At 68.5% G+C, this 20,003-nt stretch carries 22 protein-coding genes; 13 read left to right on the forward strand and 9 right to left on the reverse strand.

Going from position 1 to position 20,003, the window contains the following annotated elements:
- Nucleotide 1: 1 nt before the first annotated feature.
- Together CJ177_RS06340 and CJ177_RS06345 are read left to right on the forward strand one after the other, a co-directional pair.
- Nucleotides 2–1,561 (forward strand): tripartite tricarboxylate transporter permease, encoded by a 1,560-nt coding sequence (locus CJ177_RS06340; RefSeq protein ID WP_005240632.1) that lies wholly within the window; start codon nt 2–4, stop codon nt 1,559–1,561.
- Nucleotides 1,558–1,944, forward strand: a complete 387-nt coding sequence (locus CJ177_RS06345) for a universal stress protein (protein ID WP_005240634.1) — start codon at nt 1,558–1,560, stop codon at nt 1,942–1,944. Before CJ177_RS06340 ends, CJ177_RS06345 begins: the two co-directional genes overlap by 4 nt.
- 50 nt (nt 1,945–1,994) lie before the next feature.
- Here CJ177_RS06345 and yaaA read toward each other — a convergent pair whose 3' ends face one another.
- Nucleotides 1,995–2,738, reverse strand: coding sequence for a peroxide stress protein YaaA (gene yaaA / locus CJ177_RS06350; protein ID WP_095867418.1), 744 nt, complete (start codon nt 2,736–2,738; stop codon nt 1,995–1,997).
- A 56-nt stretch (nt 2,739–2,794) separates the two neighbouring features.
- Here yaaA and CJ177_RS06355 point away from each other — a divergent pair, with 56 nt between their 5' ends.
- The 6 genes from CJ177_RS06355 to CJ177_RS06380 all read left to right on the forward strand — a co-directional run bounded on the left by CJ177_RS06355 (nt 2,795) and on the right by CJ177_RS06380 (nt 9,202).
- Entirely contained in the window at nt 2,795–4,540 is a 1,746-nt protein-coding gene (locus CJ177_RS06355; protein WP_095867419.1) for a proline--tRNA ligase, read from the forward strand.
- 68 nt (nt 4,541–4,608) lie between these two features.
- Nucleotides 4,609–6,339, forward strand: coding sequence for an acyl-CoA dehydrogenase family protein (locus tag CJ177_RS06360; RefSeq protein WP_005240640.1), 1,731 nt, complete (start codon nt 4,609–4,611; stop codon nt 6,337–6,339).
- Nucleotides 6,340–6,475: 136 nt separating this feature from the next.
- On the forward strand, nt 6,476–6,877 hold the full coding sequence (locus tag CJ177_RS06365) for a hypothetical protein (RefSeq protein WP_025432364.1): 402 nt from the start codon (nt 6,476–6,478) through the stop codon (nt 6,875–6,877).
- Between the two features lie 122 nt (nt 6,878–6,999).
- Complete coding sequence (locus CJ177_RS06370) at nt 7,000–7,296, forward strand: hypothetical protein (protein WP_025432365.1); 297 nt, start codon at nt 7,000–7,002, stop codon at nt 7,294–7,296.
- Between the two features lie 267 nt (nt 7,297–7,563).
- Entirely contained in the window at nt 7,564–8,022 is a 459-nt protein-coding gene (locus tag CJ177_RS06375) for an Hsp20/alpha crystallin family protein (protein ID WP_095867420.1), read from the forward strand.
- A gap of 217 nt (nt 8,023–8,239) precedes the next feature.
- The gene (locus CJ177_RS06380) at nt 8,240–9,202 is read left to right on the forward strand and encodes an alpha/beta fold hydrolase (protein ID WP_005240647.1); all 963 of its coding nucleotides are present in this window, start codon (nt 8,240–8,242) and stop codon (nt 9,200–9,202) included.
- Here CJ177_RS06380 and CJ177_RS06385 read toward each other — a convergent pair whose 3' ends face one another.
- On the reverse strand, nt 9,203–9,850 hold the full coding sequence (locus CJ177_RS06385) for an FHA domain-containing protein (protein WP_043943784.1): 648 nt from the start codon (nt 9,848–9,850) through the stop codon (nt 9,203–9,205).
- A 30-nt stretch (nt 9,851–9,880) separates the two neighbouring features.
- A complete protein-coding gene (locus CJ177_RS06390) occupies nt 9,881–10,507 on the reverse strand; it encodes a TetR/AcrR family transcriptional regulator (RefSeq protein WP_025432366.1) in 627 nt (208 codons plus the stop codon).
- Nucleotides 10,508–10,610: 103 nt separating this feature from the next.
- On the opposite strand from CJ177_RS06390, the gene CJ177_RS06395 reads away from it, so the two are divergent.
- Nucleotides 10,611–12,056 (forward strand): DHA2 family efflux MFS transporter permease subunit, encoded by a 1,446-nt coding sequence (locus CJ177_RS06395; protein ID WP_095867421.1) that lies wholly within the window; start codon nt 10,611–10,613, stop codon nt 12,054–12,056.
- 12 nt (nt 12,057–12,068) lie between these two features.
- On the opposite strand, the gene CJ177_RS06400 is transcribed toward CJ177_RS06395, so the two are convergent.
- Both CJ177_RS06400 and CJ177_RS06405 read right to left on the reverse strand, forming a co-directional pair.
- The gene (locus CJ177_RS06400; RefSeq protein ID WP_005240658.1) at nt 12,069–12,737 is read right to left on the reverse strand and encodes a response regulator transcription factor; all 669 of its coding nucleotides are present in this window, start codon (nt 12,735–12,737) and stop codon (nt 12,069–12,071) included.
- Nucleotides 12,734–13,915, reverse strand: a complete 1,182-nt coding sequence (locus CJ177_RS06405) for a sensor histidine kinase (RefSeq protein ID WP_226955731.1) — start codon at nt 13,913–13,915, stop codon at nt 12,734–12,736. The genes CJ177_RS06400 and CJ177_RS06405 overlap by 4 nt, the downstream gene beginning before the upstream one ends.
- Nucleotides 13,916–14,024: 109 nt before the next feature.
- Here CJ177_RS06405 and CJ177_RS06410 point away from each other — a divergent pair, with 109 nt between their 5' ends.
- Both CJ177_RS06410 and CJ177_RS06415 read left to right on the forward strand, forming a co-directional pair.
- The gene (locus CJ177_RS06410) at nt 14,025–14,960 is read left to right on the forward strand and encodes an ATP-binding cassette domain-containing protein (RefSeq protein WP_095867422.1); all 936 of its coding nucleotides are present in this window, start codon (nt 14,025–14,027) and stop codon (nt 14,958–14,960) included.
- Nucleotides 14,957–15,805 carry an ABC transporter permease subunit gene (locus tag CJ177_RS06415; RefSeq protein ID WP_005240662.1) on the forward strand — a complete coding sequence of 283 codons (849 nt, stop codon included), beginning with the start codon at nt 14,957–14,959 and terminating at the stop codon, nt 15,803–15,805. Before CJ177_RS06410 ends, CJ177_RS06415 begins: the two co-directional genes overlap by 4 nt.
- 15 nt (nt 15,806–15,820) lie before the next feature.
- Here CJ177_RS06415 and CJ177_RS06420 read toward each other — a convergent pair whose 3' ends face one another.
- The 4 genes from CJ177_RS06420 to CJ177_RS06435 all read right to left on the reverse strand — a co-directional run bounded on the left by CJ177_RS06420 (nt 15,821) and on the right by CJ177_RS06435 (nt 18,199).
- Nucleotides 15,821–16,648, reverse strand: a complete 828-nt coding sequence (locus CJ177_RS06420) for an SDR family NAD(P)-dependent oxidoreductase (RefSeq protein ID WP_025432368.1) — start codon at nt 16,646–16,648, stop codon at nt 15,821–15,823.
- Entirely contained in the window at nt 16,645–17,130 is a 486-nt protein-coding gene (locus CJ177_RS06425; protein ID WP_005240666.1) for a nuclear transport factor 2 family protein, read from the reverse strand. Before CJ177_RS06425 ends, CJ177_RS06420 begins: the two co-directional genes overlap by 4 nt.
- 101 nt (nt 17,131–17,231) lie before the next feature.
- Entirely contained in the window at nt 17,232–17,675 is a 444-nt protein-coding gene (locus CJ177_RS06430; protein WP_061700990.1) for a ferritin-like domain-containing protein, read from the reverse strand.
- Nucleotides 17,672–18,199, reverse strand: coding sequence for a hypothetical protein (locus tag CJ177_RS06435; protein ID WP_095867461.1), 528 nt, complete (start codon nt 18,197–18,199; stop codon nt 17,672–17,674). Before CJ177_RS06435 ends, CJ177_RS06430 begins: the two co-directional genes overlap by 4 nt.
- A 197-nt stretch (nt 18,200–18,396) precedes the next feature.
- Here CJ177_RS06435 and rimP point away from each other — a divergent pair, with 197 nt between their 5' ends.
- Both rimP and nusA read left to right on the forward strand, forming a co-directional pair.
- A complete protein-coding gene (gene rimP, locus CJ177_RS06440) occupies nt 18,397–18,969 on the forward strand; it encodes a ribosome maturation factor RimP (protein WP_005240669.1) in 573 nt (190 codons plus the stop codon).
- A complete protein-coding gene (gene nusA, locus CJ177_RS06445; protein WP_005240670.1) occupies nt 18,966–19,997 on the forward strand; it encodes a transcription termination factor NusA in 1,032 nt (343 codons plus the stop codon). Before rimP ends, nusA begins: the two co-directional genes overlap by 4 nt.
- The last annotated feature ends 6 nt before the right edge of the window (nt 19,998–20,003 follow it).

Raw genomic sequence — 20,003 nt, forward strand, 5'->3', positions numbered from 1 at the left:
CATGGACAATCTGAACTGGCTGCTGCAGGGGTTCGAGCAAGCAGCCACCCCCATGAATCTGCTCTACGCGTGCATCGGCGTCCTTCTCGGCACGGCGGTCGGCGTCCTCCCGGGCATCGGACCGGCCATGACCGTGGCCCTCCTGCTTCCCGTCACCTACAACGTCAGCCCGAGCGCAGCGTTCATCATGTTCGCCGGCATCTACTACGGCGGCATGTACGGCGGGTCGACGACGTCGATCCTGCTGAACACGCCGGGGGAGTCGTCGTCGGTGATCACGGCGATCGAGGGCAACAAGATGGCGAAGGCAGGCAGGGCCGCGCAGGCCCTGGCGACCGCCGCCATCGGGTCGTTCGTCGCCGGGTCGATCGGCACGATGCTCCTGGTGCTGTTCGCGCCCATGGTGTCGAGTTTCGCGGTCACCCTCGGAGCCCCGTCCTACCTCGCGATCATGCTGCTCGCCCTCGTGGCCGTCACGGCCGTCCTCGGAACCTCGAAGCTCCGCGGATGCATCTCGCTGCTGCTCGGTCTCGCGATCGGGTTGGTCGGTATCGACTTCCTCACCGGCCAGCCGCGTGCCACGTTCGGCATCCCGCAGCTGTCCGACGGGATCGACATCGTCGTCGTCGCGGTCGCCGTGTTCGCACTCGGTGAGGCCCTCTGGGTGGCCGCTCATCTCCGCCGCAAGCCGGCCGAGGTCATTCCTGTCGGCAGGCCGTGGATGGGCAAGAGCGACTGGAAGCGTTCGTGGAAGCCGTGGTTGCGGGGCACCGCCTACGGGTTCCCGTTCGGCGCACTTCCCGCAGGCGGCGCCGAGCTGCCCACCTTCCTCTCCTACATCACCGAGAAGAAGCTGTCGAAGCACAAGGACGAATTCGGCAAGGGCGCCATCGAAGGTGTCGCCGGGCCGGAGGCCGCCAACAACGCGTCCGCGGCAGGCACACTCGTGCCGATGCTGTCGCTGGGCCTGCCGACCAACGCCACGGCCGCGGTCATGCTGACGGCATTCGTGTCGTACGGAATCCAGCCGGGCCCGACACTGTTCGAGAAGGAACCGCTGCTGATCTGGACGCTGATCGCGAGCCTGTTCATCGGCAACTTCCTGCTCCTGGTGCTCAACCTTCCGCTCGCACCGCTGTGGGCGAAGCTGCTCCGCACGCCGCGCCCCTACCTCTACGCGGGCATCCTGTTCTTCGCCGCGCTGGGCGCGTTCGCCGTGAACCTCCAGTGGCTGGACCTCGCGCTGCTGCTGACGTTCGGGCTGATGGGTCTGATGATGCGGAGGTTCGGGCTGCCGGTGCTGCCGCTCATCATCGGCGTCATCCTCGGACCGCGCATCGAACGGCAACTGCGGCAGAGCCTGCAGCTCGGTGGCGGTGACTGGGGCAGCCTGTTCACCGAGCCCGTCGCGATCATCGTCTATATCGTGATCGCAGTGCTCCTCATCGCACCCCTCGTCGCCAAGGTCGTCCGCGCGCACTACCCCGTCGCGGCACCCGATTTCCCCGACGGACCGGCCGGTGGCGACTCCACCGACACCAGAGAGAAGGCACACGCATGATCGTCGTCGGATACACCCCCGACCAGTTCGGAGGGGCGGCCCTCGAACACGGCGTCGCGGAGGCGCAGCTGCGCGGTACGTCGCTGCTCGTGATCAACACGTCGAAGGGCGACTCCCTCGCCGACCAGTCGTTCGCCGACAACGCCCACCTGGAGGAACTCGAAGGCAAGCTGGCCGCGAGCGGGGTCGACCACGAGGTCCGGCAGATCGTGGGAGACGAGACCGTCGACGTGATTCTCGAGGCCATGACGGCGCCCAGCGCGGAACTGCTCGTGATCGGCATCCGCGACCGCACCCCGGTCGGGAAGCTCCTGATGGGCAGCACCGCCCAGCGCCTGCTGCTGTCCTGCCGCAAACCGGTCCTGGCAGTCAAGCCCGAATGAAGCCCCTGTGAGTACTTGTCAACCGCGGGCGGTTGACAAGTACTCACAGGTCAGTCGGTGAGGATGATCAGCTCGCGGTCCGACGCCACCTCGACGCGCAGGCCGGCCTTCGAGGCCACCCGCGCTACCCCGCGCACGTCCTGAGGTTCGGCGCGGGAGACGGTGAGCGCGCGCGCCAGCAGACCCTTGTGGTGCTTGTTGAAATGACTGACGACGGTGCGGGTGCCGTCCTGCTTCTCTGTGAGGACGGTGGCGATCACGGCCTCGGGGATCGGTCCGAGTTGCTGGTACGTCCCCGAGCGCAGGTCGACGACGAGGCCGTCCGCTTCCGCGGCGATCGCCCGGCTCAGTTCCGGCTTCCACAACGCCCGGAGAGTGCCCAGCCCCGGGAGCTTCGATCCGCCCGACAGCCGGTAGGCGGGGATCAGATCACCCGCGCGCACCGCACCGAACAGCGCGGACCCCATTGCCAGCCGCGACAGCGCCTTGGACTTCTGCGCCTTGGTGAACGACTTCGCGTCGAGCGCGTCGAACAGCACACCGGTGTAGCGCTCGAGTGCGGGCCGGGTGGGGGAGACCCACAGTTTGGCGTTCCGCTCGATCTCGTCGGCCTGGGTGGGGCCGAGGCCGAGCGCGAGCTGCGACGCCTCCCCGTCCGCCGCCAGCGCGACCAGCGCCTGGACCAGCACTTCGCGGGTTTCGGTGAGCTGCGGCATCGACAGCTCGGCCAGGTCGAGGGGCGCGTCGGCGCCGCCGTCGGACTTGGTTTCGGAGGGAGGAAGTAGCACCAGCACGCACGAAACCCTACCGACGCGCCCGGCCCCGTCCCAGCCGACTATTCTGGTATCCCGTGATTACCCGCCTGTCCCACCTGTTCCTCCGCACTCTGCGCGACGACCCCGCCGACGCCGAGGTCCCCAGCCACAAGCTGCTGGTCCGCGCCGGTTATGTGCGTCGCATCGCGCCCGGCGTCTACTCGTGGTTGCCGCTGGGTCTGCGCGTGCTGCGTGAGGTCGAGCGGGTGGTGCGGGAAGAGATGAACGGCATCGGTGCCCAGGAGATCTCCCTGCCCGCGCTCCTGCCGCGCGAACCGTACGAGGCGTCCAACCGCTGGACCGAGTACGGCGACGGACTGTTCCGCCTGAAGGACCGCAAGGGCGGCGACTACCTGCTCGGCCCCACCCACGAGGAACTGTTCGCGCTCACCGTCAAGGGCGAGTACAACTCGTACAAGGATTTCCCGGTCACCCTGTACCAGGTGCAGACCAAGTACCGCGACGAGGAGCGCCCGCGGGCCGGCATTCTCCGCGGCCGCGAGTTCGTCATGAAGGACTCGTACTCCTTCGACCTCACCGACGAAGGACTCACCGAGTCGTACCGGGCGCACCGCGACGCCTACGAGCGCATCTTCAGCCGGCTCGGCGTCAAATACGTGATCGTGTCGGCGACGTCCGGTGCGATGGGTGGCAGCGCGTCGGAGGAGTTCCTCGCGGAGAGCGAGATCGGTGAGGACACCTACGTCCGCTGCCTCGAGTCGGGCTACGCCGCCAACGTCGAGGCGGTGAAGACGCTGGCTCCCGAGGCCGTCCCGTTCGACGGACTGCCCGCCGCGAAGGTGCACGACACCCCGGACACCCCCACGATTGCGACGCTCGTCGACTGGGCCAACGGCGCCGACCTGGGCTGGACCGTCACCGCCGCGGACACCCTGAAGAACATCCTGGTCAAGACCCGGCAGCCCGGTGGCAAGTGGGAACTGCTCGGCATCGGTGTTCCCGGCGACCGTGAGGTGGACGACAAGCGTCTCGGTGCCTCCCTCGAGCCCGCGGAGTTCGAGCTGCTCACCGAGGCCGACTTCGCGGCCAACCCCTTCCTGGTCAAGGGCTATATCGGACCGAAGGCGCTGCAAGCCAACGGCGTTCGTTTCCTCGTCGACCCGCGCATCGTCGACGGCACCAGCTGGATCACCGGAGCCGACGAGAAGGGCAAGCACGTGGTGGGGCTCGTCGCGGGCCGCGACTTCACCCCGGACGGCACCATCGAGGCCGCCGAGGTCCGCGACGGCGACCCGTCCCCCGACGGCGCCGGTGCGCTCGTCGCGGCCCGCGGCATCGAGATCGGTCACGTCTTCCAGCTCGGCCGCAAGTACACCGACGTGTTCTCCGTGGACGTGCTCGGCGAGAACGGCAAGCCCGTCCGCCCGACCATGGGCTCCTACGGCGTGGGCGTCTCCCGCCTCGTCGCCGTGATCGCGGAACAGCATTACGACGAGAAGGGCCTCCGCTGGCCGGCCGAGGTGTCGCCCGCCGACGTGCACGTGGTGATCGCCAACAAGGACGAGACGGCCCGGGAAGGCGCCGAGGGGCTCGCCGCCGAACTCGACAAGGCCGGTCTCGAGGTGATCCTCGACGATCGCAAGGCGTCGCCCGGCGTGAAGTTCAAGGACTCCGAACTGCTCGGTGTCCCGCTCGTCGTGGTCGTCGGCCGCGGCTGGGGCGAGGGCAAGGTGGAGGTCCGCGACCGCTTCACCGGCGAGAGCCGCGAGGTGGCCGCCGAGTCTGCGCTGAGCGAGATCGTCGAGACCGTCAGGGGCTGATCAAACCGCCCCACGCCTTTCGTCCGGACTGTTAGCTTGGCCTGACACGTCCGGACGAAAGGCCTGCTGTGACGAATTCCCTGCTGTTCGATCCGACCTCCTACGATCCCGAGCATTTCGATCCGGAGACGCGCAGACTGCTGCGGGCGCTGATCGAGTGGTTCGAGTCGCGGGGCAAGAAGCGGCTGCTCGAGGACGATCTCGAGGCCGTGTGGCCCGACGACTTCCTGGAGTTCGTGAAACGGGAGAAGCTTTTCGCGAAGTTCCTCACCCCCGCCGACCTGGCGGGCGGCGATCCGGACAAGCGCTGGGATGCCGCACGCAACGCCGCCCTCAGTGAGATCTTCGGTTTCTACGGGCTGGCGTACTGGTACGCGTGGCAGGTGACCATCCTGGGTCTCGGCCCCATCTGGATGAGCGGGAACCGCGCCGCAAAGGAACGGGCCGCGGAGCTCCTCGACGACGGCGGGGTGCTGGCGTTCGGTCTGTCGGAGAAGGAACACGGCGCGGACGTCTACTCGACGGACATGCTGCTGACCCCCGCCGACAACGACCCGGATCTCGCGTTCACCGCGAGCGGCGACAAGTACTACATCGGCAACGGCAACGTAGCGGGCATGGTGTCGGTGTTCGGCAGGCGCACCGATGTGGAGGGCAGCGACGGGTACGTCTTCTTCGTCGCGGACAGCCGCCACCCGGCATACCACCTGCAGGGCAATGTGGTGCACGGCCAGATGTACGTCAGCACGTTCCGGCTCGAGGACTACCCGGTGCGGGAAGAGGACATTCTCCATACGGGGGTGGCTGCGTTCGAGGCGGCGCTCAACACGGTCAACGTCGGCAAGTTCAACCTGTGCACAGGATCCATCGGGATCTCCGAGCACGCGTTCTACGAGTCGATCACTCACGCGCACAACAGGATTCTGTACGGCAACCCCGTCACCGACTTCGCGCACGTGCGCGGAAACTTCGTCGACGCCTACAGCCGGCTGATCGCGATGAAGCTGTTCAGCGCACGCTCCGTCGACTATTTCCGCAGCGCGAGTCTCGACGATCGTCGGTACCTGCTGTTCAACCCGATGACGAAGGCGAAGGTCACCTCCGAAGGGGAGAAGGTGATCGCGCTGCTGCACGACGTGATCGCGGCGAAGGGCTACGAGAAGAACACCTACTTCCGCGAGGCCGCCCAGCTGATCGGCACTCTGCCGAAGCTCGAGGGCACCGTGCACGTCAACGTCGGCCTCATCCTCAAGTTCATGCCGAACTACCTGCTCAACCCGGCGGAGTACCCGGAGATCGGCACCCGGCTCGACGCCGCCGACGATGCGTTCTTCTGGGTCCAGGGCCCGACCCGCGGTGCCGGCAAGATTCGTTTCCACGACTGGGCGAAGACCTACGAGGCGCACTCGGACGTCCCCAACGTGGCCCGCTTCCACGAGCAGGCGACCGCGCTGAGGGAACTGCTCACCACCGCCCCGCCCGACGCGGCCCAGCAGAAGGATCTCGACTTCCTGCTCGACCTCGGGCACTTGTTCTCGCTCGTGGTCTACGGGCACCTGATTCTCGAGCAGGCCACGATCGCCGGCATCGACCGTGATCTGATCGACCAGATCTTCGATTTCCAGATCCGCGATTTCTCCGGTTATGCCGTTGCGCTGCACGGCAAATCGTCCGCCACCGAGGCGCAGCAGAAGTGGGCGCTCGGCGCGATACGCCGCCCGGTGGTGGACGCGGAGCGGTTCTCCCGGGTGTGGGCGCAGGTGGAGAACTACGACGGCGCCTACGAAATGCGGCCGTAGACACGGCTTAACGGGGGTGGGGTGGCGTCATCCCTCGGGGTGCCGGTTGCGCCCCCTGGGGTACCTGTTCGGGTGGGTGCGATCGGCGCATTCTTATGTGGCAAGCAAAACCCCACCCCCACAGAAAGATCCACACATGGCACACACCCTCAAGCGCACCCTTTCCGCTCTCGCCATCGCGGGCTTCGCCCTCACTGCCGGAGCAGGAATCGCCTCGGCCGACCCCGCTGGTGGAGCCGGCGGTGCCGGGGCTCCGGGTAGTTCGCAGGGCGGCGCCGGCGGCGCAGGCGGTAGCGCCAACGGCGGCTCCGCAAATGGCAACGTCGACAACTCCGGCGGCGTCATCATCGGTGGCGCAGCGGTCGGGGACGGTGCGACGGTCAACACGAACGTCGGTAACGGCGGCAACGCCAACGGCGGCAACGCCAACGGTGGCAACGGTGGCAATGGTGGTCCTGCCACCGGTGGTGCGGGTGGCGCCGGCGGCGCGGGCGCCGGGGACAGCACCGAAAACTGCTCGTTCATCTTCTGCTTCTGACCGAGTTGTGATTGCGCGATCTTCCTGAAGTTCGAGGGGCCGCCACCCGCGGGTGCCGGCCCCTCGGCGTCAGTACTGCCCACCCCGCCTCCCCGGCACCACGCACTGTGAAAGGTTCTTTCATGTCGATGTCCTTCGACTTCACCACTGCTCTGACGCGCACGGGTGCCACCGTCGCGGCCGCATTCTTCGTCCTCGCCGCAGGCGCCGGCATCGCGTCGGCGGCACCCGACGCCCCCTCCGACGACCCTTCCGTGAGCAACCTCGCGCCCGGACAGAACCCTCAGGGCGGCACCGTGACGATCGGCGGAGCGGCTGTCGGCACCGTGATCGCGATCGACGGCATCAACGCCGGTCCGGACGGAGCCAGCGTCGGCGGCTACGACTTCGGCGGCGGCCAGGGGCAACCCTGGGGGTGACGGGATTCGCACCCCAGGGTGCCTGGCCACGCCGGTCCGTGCACCGCATTCTGAAGTGGCAGTAGAGAATACCCTCCAGTCGCGAGCGGCCCGGACCGGTCGGTACGTCGCGGCGAGGACCCCGGAACCGGACCTCACAAGGCGAAGATTCCGGGGTCCTCCCGAACTGGCACTCTCGGGTGCCGAGTGCTAAATTAGCGATGCACAGTGAATCTGGCTGCCCGTCGAGGTGGCGGGCGCCTCGAGTGATGCGGGAGGTGTGTTGCTGTGCTTCGCTTCGATCCTTTCAATGACCTCGAATCCATGACCAAGAGTCTCCTCGGCACGGAAACCGGAACCGCGCGGGTACCACGATTCATGCCGATGGATCTGTACAAGGTCGACGACCACTACGTCCTGCACGCCGACCTGCCGGGCGTCGATCCGGGTTCCGTCGACGTCAGTGTCGACAACGGCACGCTCACCTTGACGGCTCATCGCAGCGCGCCGTCCGAGGAGAACGTGCAATGGATCGCCTCCGAGCGGTTCAGCGGAACGTTTCGGCGCCAGCTGTCGCTCGGCGACGGCGTCGACCCGGACCGCATTTCGGCGTCCTACGAGAACGGTGTCCTGAGCGTGACCATCCCGCTCGCCGAACGGGCGAAGCCGCGGCGGATCGAGGTCTCCAGCCTCGGAACCGGTGAGCCTCGCACGATCGAGGCGGGTCCCGCGAGCGAGACGACCTGACGCTGCGGCGGGAACATCTGCTGTGCGGAAGCCCCCTCGCCGAGGGGGCTTCGGCGTGCCCGCGTCCACCCACCCCAGGGGTGGAAGGCACAACACCTCCGGGTGCACCAGCCACCACTGGGGGTCCTGGTCGGACCGGACCGTGCGCGGCACAGTAGAGGACAAGCAAGAACGTAACGCTTTACCAGCCGCGAGCGAAGAAACCGAGGAGGCCATCATGACGAACACCCCGGTTGCACACGAGCACGAGGGCCGTCGCCTCACGGTCCGGACCGACGACGGGATCGCGCTGGCGGTTCGCGAGTTCGGTTCGCCCGACGCAGCCACCACCGTGGTGTTCGTTCACGGTCACTGCCTCCGCACCGAATCCTGGTGGGCACTGCGTGAACAGCTGGTTCGTTTCTGGCGCAACGATGTTCGTATGGTCTTCTACGATCACCGCGGACACGGAGAGTCGGGGGAGGCGCCGGCCGCCACCTACACGATCGATCAGCTCGGCCGCGACCTCGGCTCCGTACTCGACGCCGTCGCCCCGCACGGTCCGGTCGTCCTCATCGGGCACTCGATGGGCGGCATGACCGCGCTGTCCTACACGCGGCAGAACCCGCACACGATCGGTTCGCGGATCGTCGGCATGGCCCTGATCTCCACTGCGGCGTTCGATCTCGCCGAGGCCGGTCTCGGTCGTCACCTGCGTAGCCCCGCGGTGTCGCTGTTCCGCACCGCGGTGCGCCGGGCACCCCGGGTCGTGCACGGATCGAAGCGGGTGGGACGCACCGTCTGCACGGCGATTGCCCGCGCAGCGAGCGCCCGCAATCGGGCCGTCGATCCGAGGCTTGCCGCTCTGGTCTCGGCCATGGTCAACACGACATCCGTCGTCACCATGTCGAGTTTCCTCGAATCCCTGCTCGGGTTCGACGAGCGGCACTCCCTGGCCGCACTCGCTCACATTCCGTCGCTGATCTTGTGCGGCTCGGTGGACATGCTCACCCCGTTCCAGCATTCGGTCGCCATGGCCTCGAAGCTCCCCGCTTCGGAGCTCGTGAGCGTCGACGGAGCCGGGCACTCGGTAATCCTCGAGCGCGCCGCCGACGTCGCCCTCGCGATCATCGGCCTCGTCGAGCGCATCGCGCACGGTGAGATCGCCGCTTTCGACCGCGAACTGATGGCCGTCGGCTGATCAGAGATCGCGCTCGTTGATGATGCCGCTGCGCATGGCCCGCTCGGCGAGGCTGACCCGCTTCTGATTCTGCGGGAGATCGCCGACGCCGAATTTCGCGAACAACGCCCGGAGGTGAGTCTTGATCGCGTCGACACTGAGGAACAGTTCCTGGGCGATCTGCTGATTCGACGCGGGATTCGCGAATGCGGCGCCGTGCTTGTACGGCCGGCACAGTGCCGTGAGGACCGCGCGCTGGGTGTCGGTGAGGGACCGGACCTCGGGCATGTCGGTGCCCATCCGGGTGGCCTCGTCGAGAGAGCCGCCGAATTCCAGGTACCGGATCTTCGTCCCGCCGATGCGGATGCTGTCGCCCTGGCGGAGCCGTCGACGCCCCGCCAGCCGTTCGCCGTTGACGAACGTGCCGTTGCGGGAGAGCCCGTCGTCGAGGATGGTCCAGTGCGAGCCGACGCATTCGAGGACGGCATGGAGCCGCGAGACCTCGTCGTCCTCGGTGAGGAGCAGATCGGAACCGGGCGACCGTCCGATCGTGACGCGCGCGGAAGCGGGGGAGAGGTCCACGGTGTGGTGGTGACCCTCCCTGTCGGAATAGCTCAGTCGAGACTCAACGGCTCGGTCCACGGCGACGCCCCTTCCGCACGCTTCCATCGTGCCCCGCCGTGTGTCCGATGAGCAAGATCAAGAGCGGAAATCGCCGATCTCGGATGCGTTCTCGGAGCCCGCCGCGTCCAGGGCGTTGCCGAACGCGCACACGGCGAGCTCCTCGAGCGCCGGATCCTGCCCGGCATGCTCGGGTACCTGCATGGCGAGCAGGGTGTTGAGCAGCATTCCGTTGGCGATGAACGTGCGGGCCTGTTCGGGGCTGCACCCGGTGCGCGTTCGGATCTGCGTGTAGAGCCGGGACATCCAGTCGCGGGCCAGCGCGCCGATCTCCGGGTTCGCGCCGGACGTGAAGCCGTGCATCATCACGAGCAGGAGGTCGCGGTCCTCGAGCAGTTCGGTGTACGCGATGCCCATCGGGAGCCACGACTCGTCGTTCTCCGGGTCTGTGGCGACATCGTCGAAGTACGGCTCGAAGGTGTCCATGATCCGACGCATCGCCCGGTCGAAGACGTCGGCGAACAGCCGCGACTTCGAACCGAACATGCGCACCACGTAGGGCTGGGACACGCCCGCCTCGCGTGCGACGGCGTCGGTGCTGGTGCCGTGATATCCGTCCCTGGCGAACGCGCGGGAGGCTGCGGCCAGTACGAGTTCGCGACGTTCGGTCGCGCTCATGCGGGTCTGTTTCACGGGCGATGCCATGTTGACATGTTATCAGTCGATTACTAGTCTTCGAAATAAGTAATCATCTGATGCTTACAAGTTCCTTCTTCCCGTACTCACGAATTGGATACGAGGACCCGTCATGACGACACTCTCCGAACGCCTGGAACACGAATCGGCGGCGCCTCCCTCGGGGCGGGGCCACGGCCGGCTGGTGCCGGTATGGCTGGCGATCGTCGCCGCCTCGATACCGATGTTCATGGCCACACTCGACAATCTGGTGATGACCAGTGCCATCCCGGTGATCCAGCGCGACCTCGGTGCGTCGGTAGGGCAGTTGCAGTGGTTCATGAACGCCTACACGCTCGCCTTCGCGACGTTGATGCTGACGCTGTCCGCGCTGGGCGACCGCCTCGGGCGCCGCCGTGTATTTCTCTGGGGCATAGTGCTCTTCGCGCTGGCGTCGATCGCATCGGCCCTGTCGACCACCTCCGAGATGCTGATCGCCGCGCGCGCCGTCCAGGGCGTCGGCGCGGCTGCGATCATGCCGCTCTCCCTCACCCTGCTCGCCGGTGCCGTGCCGCTCGCCAAACGCGCGTTCGCCATCGGGATCTGGGGCGGCGTCTCCGGACTGGGCGTTGCCCTCGGCCCCGTGGTCGGCGGCGCCGTCGTCGACGGGGTGTCGTGGCAGGCCGTGTTCTGGATCAACGTCCCCGTTGCAGCGGTCGCGATCCCGTTGGCGCTCTACGCGCTCGGCGAGTCGAAGGGAAAGCGGCAGCCGCTGGATCCGCTCGGCGTCGTCCTGGCCGGAGCCGCCGTGTTCCTCGGAGTCTGGGGCATCGTGCACGGCAACGACGACGGCTGGACCAGCGCCACGGTGCTCGGTGCTCTCGTCGCATCGGCGGTGCTGCTCGCGGCGTTCGTGGTGCGCGAGTTGCGCACCCCCTTCCCCGTGATGCCGCTGCGGCTGTTCCGGTCCCGGCAGTTCTCCCTGGCCAACGTGATCGGGCTGACGTTCACGCTGGGAATGATGGGCGCCGTATTCCTCCTGTCGCAATACCTCCAGATCGTCATGGGGTACTCGCCGTTCGAAGCCGGCCTGCGGACCTTGCCGTGGACGGCCGCACCCATGCTGGTGGCGCCGATCGCAGGCCTGCTCGCGCCGCGGCTGGGAGTCCGGACCCTCCTCGTCACCGGACTGGTCCTGCAGGGGTTGTCGCTGCTCTGGATGGCGTCGCTCATCGTTCCCGGCGCCACGTACGGCAGCATGATTCCGGCGTTCGTGATGGCGGGCGCAGGGATGGGTCTGACGTTCGCCCCCAACGCGACCGCCGTCCTCGCCGACATGCCCGAGGCCGACCACGGCACGGCCAGTTCGACCAACGCAACGCTCCGCGAGATCGGCGTCGCGCTGGGGATCGCGCTCCTGACCGCGGTCTTCCTCGGTGCGGGCGGCAGTCTGACGCCGACGGGATACATCGACGCCCTCGCGCCCGCCCTGTACGTGGGAGCCGGATTCGTGGCGGTCGCGGTCGTCGCCGCCGCCCTCATGCCGGGACGATCGAAGGCGGTCCTGGCGTCGACGTGACCGGAAAGTGGGTCAGTCCTGCCAGCCCGGCCGGACCAGCCCCCACTCGTACGCCATGACCACCAGCTGGGTGCGGTCGCGGGCACCGAGTTTCACCAGAATCCGGCTGACGTGGGTGCGGGCGGTGGCGGGGCTCAGGAACAGTCGTGAGCCGATCTCGGCGTTGGTGAGCCCCTCGGCGATCAGGGTCATCACCTCGCGTTCGCGGTCGGTCAGGTCGTCGAGACGGGTGGGCTGCGGCGGCCGTTTGGCGTGGGTCGCGAACTCCGCGACCAGCTTCCGGGTCACCGACGGTGACAGCAGGGCGTCCCCGTCGGCCACCACGTGGACCGCCCGCACCAGTTCGGCGGGTTCGGTGTGTTTGACGAGGAAACCCGTCGCTCCCGCGCGCATCGCCTCGAACACGTACTCGTCCAGCTCGAACGTGGTGAGCACCACCACCCGCACGCCGGACAGCGCGGGATCGGCGGCGATACGGTGGGTCGCCTCCAGCCCGTCGAGCACCGGCATCCGGATGTCCATGAGGACGACATCGGGGACTAGCGAGCGAGTCAGGCTCACCGCTTGTTCACCGTTCTCGGCCTGGCCCGCCACGGTGATGTCGGCCTGCGCGTCGAGCAGGGCGACGAACCCCGCCCGCACGAGGGCCTGGTCGTCGGCGACGAGCACGCGAATCGTCATGCCCGGCCCGCCGTGTCGCCGGGGAACGGGAGCGTCGCCTGCACCCGGAAGCCGCCACCCGGTCCGATCCCGGCGGTCAGCTCACCACCCAGAGCGCGTGCGCGTTCCCGCATGCCGGGGATGCCGTTCCCGCCGCCACCGGTGGCCGTGCCGACGGGACCCCGGCCGTCGTCGTCGATCCGGACGCGGACGAACGTGGGCGCGTACGACACGGTCACGTCGGCCGACGAGCCCCCGGAGTGGCGCGCCACGTTGGTCAGCGACTCCTGGACGATCCGCGCCGCAGCCACGTCGACCACGGCGGGCAGCGGCCTCGGTGCGCCTTCGACGACGGTCGTCACCGCGAGACCCGCGGCACGGGCGCGCTCGACCACACCGTCCAGGTCCCCGATCCCGGCGGTGGGCGCGATCGGCGGGCTGTCCTCGCCGCCCCGCAGCGATGCCAGCAGCGCATGGACGTCGCCGATCGCGTCGCGGCTCGCGACCTTGATCGCGGACAGCGCCTCCTGCGACTGTTCGGGTCTGCTGTCCCACAGCTCGAGTGCGACCGACGCCTGCACGTTGATCAGGGAGAGGCTGTGTGCCAGAACGTCGTGCAGTTCGCGGGCGATCGCGAGCCGCTCCTCGCTGGCCCGTCGACGCTGCTCGTCCAGGACGCTGCGTTGCGCCGCCTCGGCGCGTTGCCTGCGGGCGTCGAGCGTCCCGCGGCGCTGACGGATGATCTCGGCGGCGGCGAGGAGCACCAGCAGCCACGCGGCGATGCCCGTGAGGGCGGCGAGTGACGGCGCCTCAGCACTCGACACGGCAGGCACGGCGAAGACGATCAGGACGTAGCCGATCGCGAGGACCGGATAGGTGAGCCATCGGGATCCGGCCGTCGCGGCGCCGAGAAATGCGACGACGAGCGACAGGAAGACCGGGCCGTACCCGTAACCCCGCGCGACGTAGAGGACCGTGACGGCCAGGACGACGAACAGGACCGCGACAGGACGCCGTCGCCGGAAGACCAGCGCGACCGGACCGCACACCAGCAACACGAAGCCGGCGGCGTCCAACGGCTCCGCCCACGACTGGTTCTGGTTGGCGCCGATACTGCCGACCACCTGCACGGTCGCGATGCCCAGGGCGATCAGGAGGTCCCGCGGGGCGATCGACGTGTCCCTCCGGTCAGTGCGCACCACCCGAACGTAGACCCGATCCGGCGGGCCTGTCATCGTCCGCGACGCGTACACGAGAAGACGCGCACAGACGGATGTGCGCGACTCGCGCCGAGCCGACGCTGGAGGCATGACTTCCGGCATCGTGGTCACCGACAAGTTGACCAAACGCTACGGCGAACACACGGCGGTCGACGCCGTCAGCCTGACCGTGCGGGCAGGGGAGGTGTACGGGTTCCTCGGACCGAACGGCGCAGGCAAGACCACCACACTGCGCATGCTCACCGGTCTGGTCCGGCCGACCTCCGGGAGCGCGACACTTTTCGGGCGTTCACCCGGTGACAGCGCGGTGGCGGCGCGCACCGGCGTGCTGATCGAGGGACCCGGCTTCTTCCCCTACCTGTCCGGTCGCGACAACCTGCGGGTGCTCAGCAGATACCGCCGACTGCCGGACGATGCGGCGGAGGCCGCGCTGCACCGGGTGGGGCTGCGCGAGCGGGGACACGACCGTTTCCGCACCTACTCGCTCGGGATGAAGCAGCGGCTCGGTGTCGCGGCCGCACTCCTCGGCGAACCCGATCTGCTGATCCTCGACGAACCCACCAACGGTCTCGACCCGGCCGGCATGGCCGAGATGCGGGAACTGATAGTCGAACTCGCGCACTCCGGGCATTCGGTGATGCTCTCCAGCCACATGCTCAGCGAGGTTCAGGAGATCTGCGACCGCGTCGGTGTGATCTCGCGCGGGGAGTTGATCGCACAGTCGACCGTGGCCGAACTGCGGGGAGACACCAGCCTGCTGGTGCGAGCCGATCCGAGGGAACGAGCCGCGGCGGTGCTCGCGGAACTGCTGGGACGCGACGTCGTCGACACGGTGGGCGACGCCCTCACGCTTGCGGTATCGCCGGAACTGGCGCCGAAGGTGGCCCGTGTTCTCGTCGACGCGGGAATCGACGTGCACGAACTTGCCCGGCGGGAACGATCGCTCGAGGACGTCTTCTTCGAGATGACGGAGGACGTCACCGCCGGCGACCACACGAGCAACGATGCGAGGAGAGTGTCATGAACGCAGTGATCGCCAGCACGCGGGCCGAGCTTCTGCGACTACGGAAATGGCCGTCGATGTGGGTGCTGCTCGCCGCGTGGATCGTGCTCAACCTGGTCTTCGTCTATCTGTTCAACTACATTACGTTCGCGACCGGCGGCACCACCGACATGGCGTCGTCCGCACCCCCGGACGTGCTGCTCGCGCAGATGCTGCCCTCGGCGGTGCCCCAGGTGTTCACCCAGGGCATGGCCATGTTCGGGGGCGCGCTGATGCTCATCCTCGGCGCCCTCACCATCGGCAGCGGCTACGGGTGGGGGACGTGGAAGACCGTGTTCACCCAGGGGCCTCCGCGATCGGCCGCGCTCACCGGAACCCTGCTCGCTCTGCTGACCGTGGTGATCGGACTCGTTCTCACGGTGGCGGCCGTGGATCTCGGGGTGGCCTCGGTCGTCGCCGTGGCCGAATCGGAGTCGGCGAGTCTTCCTGCCGCGGATGCGATGCTGAAGGCGCTCGCCTCCGGGGTGCTCATCCTCGGGATGTGGACCGCCGCCGGTGTCCTCGTCGGCGCTCTCGCGCGGGGGCCGGCGTTGTCGGTCGGTCTCGGTCTCGTGTGGGTGTTGGTGGTCGAAAACCTCCTCCGCGGGGTCGCGGCCGTCCTCGACCCCGTGTCGGTGGTGACGGACTTCCTGCCCGGCACCGCCGCGGGCTCGCTCGCCGGATCGCTCCGCGACTTCGGCGGTGACACCACCCCAGGCGTCCTGAACATCCTCGACGGCGGCACGTCGGTGCTTCTCCTGGCCGGGTACGTCGCCGCGTTCGCGCTGGGGACGGTCTGGCTCGTCCGCCGGCGCGACGTGAACTGACCGCGCGAGGTCAGCTCAGAACAGGGGGCCGCCGCCGAACGGTTCGCGGTGCGACGGCGGGGTCCGGCCCTGCGTGTCGGTGATGCCGTATTCGACGGCCAACTCCGCCGTGACGAAGGTGTGGCCGCTGCGCTGCGGGAGGGTCGGGTCCGAGTGCAGGGCGCAGATCACCTCGCCGACGAACTCGGGGGACTCGGCGTCCGCGACGGGGAACCCGGCGATGGTCTCGAGGCCGCTGGCGACGATCATCTCCGTCCGGACGATGCCCGGCCACAGCGAGACTGCGCGCACGTCGTGCGGAGCCAGCTCCGTCGCCATGTCGCTGGCCATCTTGTCCAGCCCGGCCTTGGACATGCCGTACAGCACCGAGTGCAGATGCCCGCGGGTCCCGAACGACGAGATGTTCGCGATCAACCCGGAGCGGCGGGGCACCATCAACCGCGCAGCCTCCACGGACGCGACGTAATGGGCGCGCAGTCCGACGCCGATCAGCGAGTCCCAGTCGTCCAGTGGCCGCTCCCAGAACGGGGTGCTGAACCCGCCGAATCCCTTGGGGGCCGCCCACACGTTGTTGACCAGCAGGTCGAGTCGGCAGGCCTGCTCGTCCGCGATCCGGGCGAACAGGCTGTGCACGTCCTCGTCGTCGCGGTGATCGCAGGCCACCGCGATGCCGGTCCCACCGGCGCCGGTGACCGTTCGCGCCGACACCGACAGTGGGCTGTCCTCCGTCACCGGGCCGCGCCCGGTGACGTAGACGGTCCACCCGGCGGCTCCCAGCGCCGTCGCCACGCCCTTGCCGACGCCGCGGCTCCCCCCTGTGACCAGAGCTACCCCGGCGCTCACTGGACCACCACCGTGTCCTGTGTGAGCGGGCGGGTGATCGACCATCGAGTGGTGAAGTGGCATCGCGACATTCGCCAGACGTCGTCCTCGAGACGGTAAGCGTCGTCGTACTCGCCGGAGGACACGGTCTCCGTCCGCTTCAGCAGATCGACCTGGCGGAACTTCAGCGTCCACGCGCCCGACGCCTCGGTGTCGCTGTGCAGCACGATGTCCGGATGGAAGCCGTGGTGCATGTCAAGGATCACGTGCTTGCCGTCCACTTCGTGGAGCGCGATCCTGCGGAAGATGTCCGTGAGCCGGTCGGCGTCGTCGAACCGGCCGAGCGGGCCGAAGTCGATCGACGCGCCGGACGAGACGAAGCAGGCACGGAACGTGTCCGGATCCTTGCCGTCGCACGCTCGCCAGTAGCGGTACTTGAGCGCCTTGATCGCGTCGATCCGCTCCAGGTCCGCCAGACGCTGCTCCACCGAGCGCTCGTCCACGCCGCCGTCCTCCCGTTGCCGTTCACCGTGTCGGGAGAGACGCTAGGCCGGGAACGCGCCGGGTGGGTGCAGAATCCCGGTGGGCGGGAACCTGCGCGTCGTCAGGGCTGGCCGGGGAACGGGTCGGTCACCGGATCGGTCCCGAGAGCCACGCGCCAGGTGGCTTCCCGGACGGCCGCCTCGGTCAGCGCGGTGACGCCGAGCGTGCGGGTGTCCTCCGTCTCGCCGTGTTCGACGACCGCCCGCCACGCGACGGCGGTGTCGGCCTCGACCTGGGCCGCCAGCTGCGCGGCCGTGATCGGATCGGTGACCGGGAACGGCAGGGTGTAGCCCGCCTCGGCGGCCGGGGCCGTCAGTCCTGCCGCGGTCAGCGTGTCCAGGAGTCCGTCCCGGCGCGCCCGGTGGGCTGCGGCGGCGGTGGCCACCTGGGTGGCCCGGGTGGGATTCGAGAAGGCGGCGACCACTCCGTAGGCGAACACCGCGGAATGCTCGGCGATCAGTGCGTCGGCGAGGCTCGTACCCTCGGCTTCGGTGGGTGTCGTCACGGCAGCACCACCGCCAGGTACGTTCCGCACGCGGCGCTGATCGACGCGCACAGCCCCGCCCGGTGGGCGGTCAGTGTGCGCGCCGAATCGGCTGCGCTGCGCTGCGACTCGGCCAGGTCGGCGCGCAATTGATCGAGACCGGGCGGCGGCGCGGGTGCCGTCGGAGTCGGCGATGGGGGAGCGGACGTGGTTGGTGCGGTGCCGTCCGGGTAAGTTCCTGCAGCCCTGGCGATTTCGGCATCCAGCGCGTCGGCGTGCGCGGTGCGCTGGGCGCGGACGAGTTCGAGTGCCGCGCCGCGATCGGGGAGTAGCGCGATCGTGGCCGCCGCACCGGCGGCGTCGCGACGAGCCAGACGCGACTGCGCGACGAGTGAATCGACCTCGGTGTCGGAGTTCGCGTCGTCGGCGCACCCCGCCAGCAGGGGGACGCTCGCGACGCCGAAGGCCGAGGCTGCTGCGAACCGGAGAGCGGTGCGCCGGGACACGGCCGGACCGGATGTCGGGGGCCGGGAGACGGTGGGCATGAGCACCGGTCCATGGTGCCAGGTCGGGCCGGGATCCCGGGAATCGAGCACCGGGGCTGGTCACGGGCGCCTCGAATCGGCGTTACTCTTAGATGCTCGAACCCGTCCCGGCGGGTTCGCGGTGCTGCGTGCGCGGCACGATGACCTGCCAGACCACGACATACGACGAGCGACAACTGAAACGAGGAGCTTCCCCGATGCCGGTTCCATCCAAGGAGAGGGTGACGGAGCTCATCTCCGATCTGGTGCAACGCCAGGGCTACGACTTGGAGGGCGTTGCGGTCACCCTCGCGGGTCGGCACAGCGCGGTCCGGATCATGGTGGACAGCGACGCCGGACTCGAACTCGACGCGGTCGCGAACCTGAGTCACGAGATCTCCGAGGTCTTCGATTCGGTGTCCGATTTCGGGGAATCGCCGTACACGCTCGAGGTCACGTCTCCCGGTATCGACCGGCCGCTCACACACGAGCGGCACTGGCGCCGGGCCCGCGGCCGCAAGGCGCGTATCGACCTCGCCAACGAAACCGTCGTGGGTCGGATCGGCGTCCTCGACGGCGACTCGGTCGCGGTGGTGATCGGCTCGCGCACGGGCCCGGAGGTTCGGCGCGTCGCGCTCCCGGACATTCAGAAAGCTGTTGTGCAGGTGGAATTCTCGAAACCCGACCCGAGAGAGCTGGAACTCGCGGGCGGGATTCCCGAGGGGCGTGTGGCGCCTGCGGACGCAGACGCGTCGGAAGATGAAGAAGTAGTAGAGGGGTTGGACAAGTGAATATCGACATCGCGGCGTTGCGCGCCATCGAGGCCGACAAGGGCATCTCGATCGAGACCGTCATCTCGACCATTCAGACCGCGTTGCTCACCGCCTATCGGCACACCGAGGGGCATCAGCAGCACGCACGGATCGACGTCGACACCAAGAGCGGCATCGTGCGGGTGATGGCGCACGACGTCGACGCCGACGGCAACATGGTCGGCGAGGAATGGGACGACACCCCGGAAGGCTTCGGCCGGATCGCCGCGACCACCGCCCGCCAGGTCATCCTCCAGCGGCTGCGCGACGCCGAGCACGAGCGGAGCTTCGGTGAGTACGCCACTCACGAGGGTGAGATCGTCGGCGGCGTGATCCAGCGCGACACCCGCGCGAACTCGCGCGGCATGGTCGTGGTGCGGATCGGCAGCGAGGCCAGCGGCGCCGAGGGTCTGATCCCGCCCGCCGAGCAGGTGCCCGGGGAGAACTACGAGCACGGCGAGCGGCTCAAGTGCTACGTCGTCGGTGTGGCCCGTGGACAGCGCGGACCGCAGATCACGCTGTCGCGCACCCACCCGAACCTCGTCCGCAAGCTGTTCGCGCTCGAGGTTCCGGAAATCGCGGACGGTTCGGTCGAGATCATCGCCGTCGCCCGGGAGGCCGGGCACCGGTCGAAGATCGCCGTCCAGTCGCGGGTGCAGGGACTGAACGCCAAGGGTGCGTGTATCGGGCCGATGGGCCAGCGGGTGCGCAACGTGATGAGTGAACTCGCCGGCGAGAAGATCGACATCATCGACTTCGACGAGGACCCGGCCCGGTTCGTCGGCAACGCGCTGTCGCCGTCGAAAGTGGTCTCCGTCACTGTCGTGGATCCCGAGGCACGGGCCGCGCGTGTCGTCGTCCCCGACTTCCAGTTGTCGCTCGCCATCGGCAAGGAAGGGCAAAATGCCCGTCTTGCTGCGCGCTTGACCGGGTGGCGGATCGACATCCGCAGTGACGCCGCACCCGCCCCCGAGTCGGCAGGCGGACCCGCCGCGACCAGTCGTTGAGCCGGG

Source organism: Rhodococcus sp. ACPA1, assembly GCF_002300195.1.
Classification (GTDB): Bacteria; Actinomycetota; Actinomycetes; order Mycobacteriales; family Mycobacteriaceae; genus Rhodococcus_F; species Rhodococcus_F opacus.